This is a genomic window from Halalkalibacterium halodurans (assembly GCF_004376175.1).
In the GTDB taxonomy this organism is placed as follows: Bacteria; Bacillota; Bacilli; order Bacillales; family Bacillaceae_D; genus Halalkalibacterium; species Halalkalibacterium halodurans.
Genome location: NZ_SNUY01000009.1, coordinates 84,903 through 90,097 on the forward strand (window position 1 = coordinate 84,903; position 5,195 = coordinate 90,097).

Annotated in this window: 3 protein-coding genes; 1 reads left to right on the plus strand and 2 read right to left on the minus strand. The window is 34.9% G+C overall.

Going from position 1 to position 5,195, the window contains the following annotated elements:
- Positions 1–729 precede the first annotated feature (729 nt).
- Positions 730–2,094: a fibronectin type III domain-containing protein gene (locus tag E2L07_RS04885; protein WP_134228978.1), complete on the plus strand. Its 1,365-nt coding sequence runs from the start codon at positions 730–732 to the stop codon at positions 2,092–2,094.
- Between the two features lie 783 nt (positions 2,095–2,877).
- On the opposite strand, the gene istB is transcribed toward E2L07_RS04885, so the two are convergent.
- Both istB and istA read right to left on the minus strand, forming a co-directional pair.
- On the minus strand, positions 2,878–3,600 hold the full coding sequence (gene istB, locus E2L07_RS04890) for an IS21-like element helper ATPase IstB (protein WP_134228857.1): 723 nt from the start codon (positions 3,598–3,600) through the stop codon (positions 2,878–2,880).
- A complete protein-coding gene (istA, locus tag E2L07_RS04895; protein ID WP_134228856.1) occupies positions 3,593–5,056 on the minus strand; it encodes an IS21 family transposase in 1,464 nt (487 codons plus the stop codon). Before istA ends, istB begins: the two co-directional genes overlap by 8 nt.
- Between the last annotated feature and the right edge of the window lie 139 nt (positions 5,057–5,195).

Sequence of the window (5,195 nt, forward strand, 5' to 3'; positions counted from 1 at the left end):
CTAACTTTTTAGCTATTTGCCTTTGCGACAGTCCTTCTACCTCTTTCATAAATTTGATATTATAAAATTGAGCCATGTTGATCATCCTTTTCTACCTCTCTTATCTTGATTGTTTGGTCACTATCAATAATAAGAGAGAGTTATGAATTATTGGAAATCATGTGGCTCATTTTTTATGTAATCGAACCTATGAGAAGTGGCTCAATTTTAGATTATCAAATACAACATTCCCTAATCCATCGGCTAAAAGGAGCGGTAAAGCAAGACAAATAAATTCAGGTAGGTCCTCGATCAAACCGATTCCCAATACGTATTTTAAATACCAGCTTTTAATTGAGGTGTTGAACGTCTCCAGTTGCTTCCGTCTTGCAAGGAAAGATTCCTTGAATTTCCCACTGCTTCCCAAGGAGTACCTGATGACAGCTTCAGATGCTTTTTCGATCAGATACACTTAGACATCCAAACTCATCGCTTTCTATATAACGCAAGTTACACACTCTAACGGTCGAGCCTTTCTTTCATTGCTGTGTCCAGTCTTTCTTCAATTGCTGTCGTGTTTCGTTAGAATACCTTTTAAATATTTTTAAATTTATGAGTTTGTCATAATGATAAAAATCAATATCAGTATAGCGTTTTCCTGAAATGGAAGATAAAACAATAGAAAATAGTTACATTATTGATTGATTATGTTATAATGACCTCAACTAAATATTTTTAGGAGGCTTTGATATGAATTTAACAAAAAAACTTATAGCTGTTTTAACATTGGCTGTACTATTCTTCACATTTTTAGATAGCCCTTTTGCTGAGGCTAATAGTGAGCCGATAATTGAATCTAAGGAAACTGATAATTCCATCGAATTGTGGTGGAACTTAGAGGGTGATTTCTTCGAAATTTATAGAGATCAAGAATTAATTTGGAGTGGAACAGAAACTTACTTTAAAGACACAAACTTGGAATCTGACTACCTATATAGTTATAGAATAGGTTCCTACAATAAAAATAATGAACTAATCGATATAAGTAATCTCAAAACCAAAACATCTAATAGTGAAGTAAAAAATTTTTCTACTAATTCTACTAATAATGGAGAAGAAATTAGCACAAAATTAACTTCTAATGTTGGTCTCGATTATGTAAGACTTGAGTGGGGACATTTAGAAACTAAGGACGGTTTATATAATATTTATAGGGACGAAGAACTAATCGGGTCCACAAAAGATTTAACATACCTTGATGAAAATGTTGAACCCGGTAAATACTACACTTATAAAATAGAAGCAAAAAAAGAAATTTCTAAACAAGAAAAAGAGGAGATTAATTCGTATATTAAAGAAAATAATTTAAAACTATCAAAAGAAGATAAAGAAGAATTGTTTTTAAAACCGCATGTCCTAATTCGTACTGTTGAAACAAATAAAGAAATCACTCAATCAGAACTTAAATCAAAAGATTTACCCTCTCCTTTAATTATAAATGAAGAAGATCTTTTAAAAGCAACTAGTTCGACCTCAATAAACAGTATAAAATATAGTTTATTATTCAGATATACTACATTCATACCTCAAAAGACAGTGAAAAATATACATCCACTCGACTTAGGTACATATCTTGGTGGGGATAATAGAAGTTGGGGATTTTTCAATAATAGATACAGAACTAGATCAGATGTATATGCTGGTTGGGCTGGAGGAACAAGTGAATTGAGGCAAGTTCGATCTGTCGGGGAATCTATCTTATACGCTGATGAAGCAGGTACACAAATAATTAAACGAGACAGAGCATCAACATCCGGTATAAGGCTTACTAGAGATCAAGTATCAAGTAGTAGAATTATGTGGAGAGTTAATCATAGCGTAGGGGTACCGTTCCGAGCAAGTTATCCAAATATAGCCTATTACTACGAAGGCACATTATACAGTAACTATAGTATCTCATTACGTGGCTCTCACGATAGGGCACCTAATCATGAATTTGCATTTGCATTGGCTTACACAGAAGATACACCAATCAGAATCTTTAATTATACTGGTGGAAGTTTTTTTAACTTAGCTCCCGGAGCACCCCAAACATATTTCGAATTTTCAATGTAAGAAAAACTGAGTGAGGATTTAAATGAATCCTTCAAATGAGAAGCCCCACTTTTTTCAAAAAGGGTGGGGTTTCTCAACAATCTGAGGACCTGCCAGGTCCTTTTTTCTTATACAATAACCCATAATATATAATTAATCACAAAAGCTAACAAAGACATTATAAAAATAGTTATGATTTGTAATTTCAAAAAAAGTTTCAGGTGACTTTTATTACTTTCATTACTAATTTTTTTGGAAACCTTTAAATTAACCTTTAATAAAATAAATGAGAATAAGAAACCTAAAAATAAGGGAAACAGTATAATTTTTGCTAAGGGAAAAAGTTCAGTGAAAAAATATAATGGAACACCATACCATAACCAAAATGTGATTATTAAAAGCACTAAAATAATTAAATACAAGAAAAAATTCTTCTGAATATCTTTCAAAAAATACACAAACCAAGTCATTAATACCATTCCTTTCAGTTGCCAAACTATTTAACCATCATTTACATAGTTCTTAAATCCAATAATGTCCACTAGGATACCGTTTTGACATTTCAAAACGTGGCCTTTATTCCCTAAAATAATTCCTGCCCCTTTGACTGAATACTTAGATGATTCTCTAATGATATTAATTCATCTTCAATTGGACACGCTCCTAATTTGAATTCCTACAAGAGTATTAACCTTTATATCATTATACAAAAAACCTAAATTGCATACTGTATTTTGCAAGCAAAAAGTTTAGAAGAATGCAATGAAAAGTTTAGAACTTTGCCAGCCCTTACTTTCTTTCTAATTAGCGATTCGATAATGCATGTTTCACACGGTAACTATCGCCAGTAAAACTTAAAATATGTGCGTGATGTATCACTCGATCCACCAAGGCAGCGGTGAGCCGTGCATCCACAAATATTTTATTCCACTGACTAAATTCTAAATTGGACGTAATAATAAGGCTTTTCTGTTCATACCAATCGGAAATCAATTGAAATAATAACTCAGCTCCATCCTTACTAAATGGCACGTATCCCATCTCATCAAGAATGATCATATCGACTTTATTGAATCGGTTACGTAATAGTTGATATCGGCCTTCTGCCCAGGACTTTTCCAAAAGGTCTATTAAATCAGCTACCCGGTAGAAACGGACCTCATATCCGTTTCTACAAGCCTTACGACCCAATGCTGTTGCCAAATGGGATTTCCCAGTTCCTGGCGCTCCGGATAGAATGACATTCTCTTTTCTCTTGATAAATGAAAGGGACTCCAGACCATCTCTGTCGAGATTTGTTGGGAAATGAATATGTTCGCCCCAACGATAATCATCTAGTTCCTTTTCATTCATGAATTTTGCCTTTTTAATTAGGCGTTCTCCTTTTGCTATTTCCCTTAACTCTATTTCTTGTTGTAGTAAATCTATCAAGTATTGTTCTGGATTCTCGAAAGGAACCTTCTCGTACATGTCGGCTACATATGCTAAACGAAGCAATTTACATTTCTCTCTAATCGCATCAGTCATGATATACACCCTCCTTAACGGTAGGCTGGAGGGAGTCATAAATACTCCAATTTACATCATAAGGATGGTTCGTAGAATCATCCAGACTCGCATCAAACTGTTTTTCTTCTGGTAGTAACTCATAGAAGCGTTCGTCTATTTCTTGCATATCATGATTTACAATTAAGCTTAGTAACCACTCTACACGTTCTTTTCTTAATTTCATTGATTCAATGTTTAAGTAATAAGAAATTCTGCCGGGCAGGTAGGGGAAATACCGAGAATATACAATGGATCGTGGCTTCTGTTTCCAATTTTTTAAGATGGATTGCCACGGAATTTCCCTTGTTTGATTCATATACCGTCTAGGTCCTTTGGAGAGCACTTCACCGTTGCGGGTGACGACTTTATAGTGATCCCAATATAAAATCAAATGCAGTTTACCGTAATGGTAACTTGTAGGCACATGGACCAGCACTCCATCAACCTTTACTTCACCATATTTATTAGCGGTTACCATTGATTGCTTAAATACCGGATACTCGGACTCAGGTAAAGCTAGTCCATAATTCTTTTCCTCTTCAAACAGATCTGCAATTAAGATATCCTTCTTATAATGGAGGCGTTGTTGATCCCTTTTACTCTGGTCAAATAACAAAGCACGTAAGTGTGTTAAATCTTTGATCACAGGAGAAGGAGTGAAAAAGTTATAACGTACATATCCCACTTTGTTTTCGACATGTCCTTTTTCATTTCCTTTTCTTGCATTACAGGCTTGCGGCTCAAATCCATAATGGCTGGCAAAGCGAAGAAACTCTTCATTGAAAACAGTTTCTTCCCCACGCCCCCTTGCCTTTACTACTGCTGCTGAAAGGTTATCTAACCGAAGTTTCCTTGGAACGAATCCCGATTGTTTAAAGAGTATTTTAAGACCTTCTAAAAAGCACTCCTGGTTTTCTGCAGGCAGAGGAACGGTAAAACCTGCGTTACTATATGGAAAACTCATCACTAGTGCATGGATGTCCTTTGCTTGTCCATCTTCAATTGCCTCGGTAATGCCAAAATCTATTTGGGCTTCGGCGGGAGGATGGGTTAGCCTTTCATATTCCTCTTTCAATTCATCCGATTCATCTAATACTTTTTCTTTCCATTCTTCTTTAATGAAGTTACAAACGGTTCGATAAGAACCGGTAAACCCTAATTTCTGTAACCCTTCAAATATATTTTTATTGTTTCTTCTCGATTTCTTTTTGAGGGCATAATCTTCAACGAGCCAGTCAATTACAATTTCTCCCCACTTTTCTTCATACATCATGCCTTTTTTCTCAAGAATCTTTTCTGTAGGTAATTGATCATCATCCGCATATTTTTTAACTGTTACCCAACTAAAACCAGTACGTTTGGAGATTTCATTGATCGATAGGGATTTTATATTCCTTAACTTTTTGATATGATTGATTTCAGGCATTGCTAGCATCCTTTCATCCTCCCACCATTAGTTGATTAGACACCAATAACGGTAGGGTATTTTGAGAGGGCTGGCAAGCCTTTTCTATTTGTGCAACCTTCTAACATTTTGGTTGCAATACTCTTAACTTTTATTTTGCACTAAACAA

Excerpts from the sequence above, each read along its gene's own strand:
- E2L07_RS04885 (WP_134228978.1), top strand. The coding sequence starts at position 730 with ATGAATTTAACAAAAAAACTTATAGCTGTTTTAACATTGGCTGTACTA.
- istA (WP_134228856.1), bottom strand. The coding sequence starts at position 5,056 with ATGCTAGCAATGCCTGAAATCAATCATATCAAAAAGTTAAGGAATATA.
- istB (WP_134228857.1), bottom strand. The coding sequence starts at position 3,600 with ATGACTGATGCGATTAGAGAGAAATGTAAATTGCTTCGTTTAGCATAT.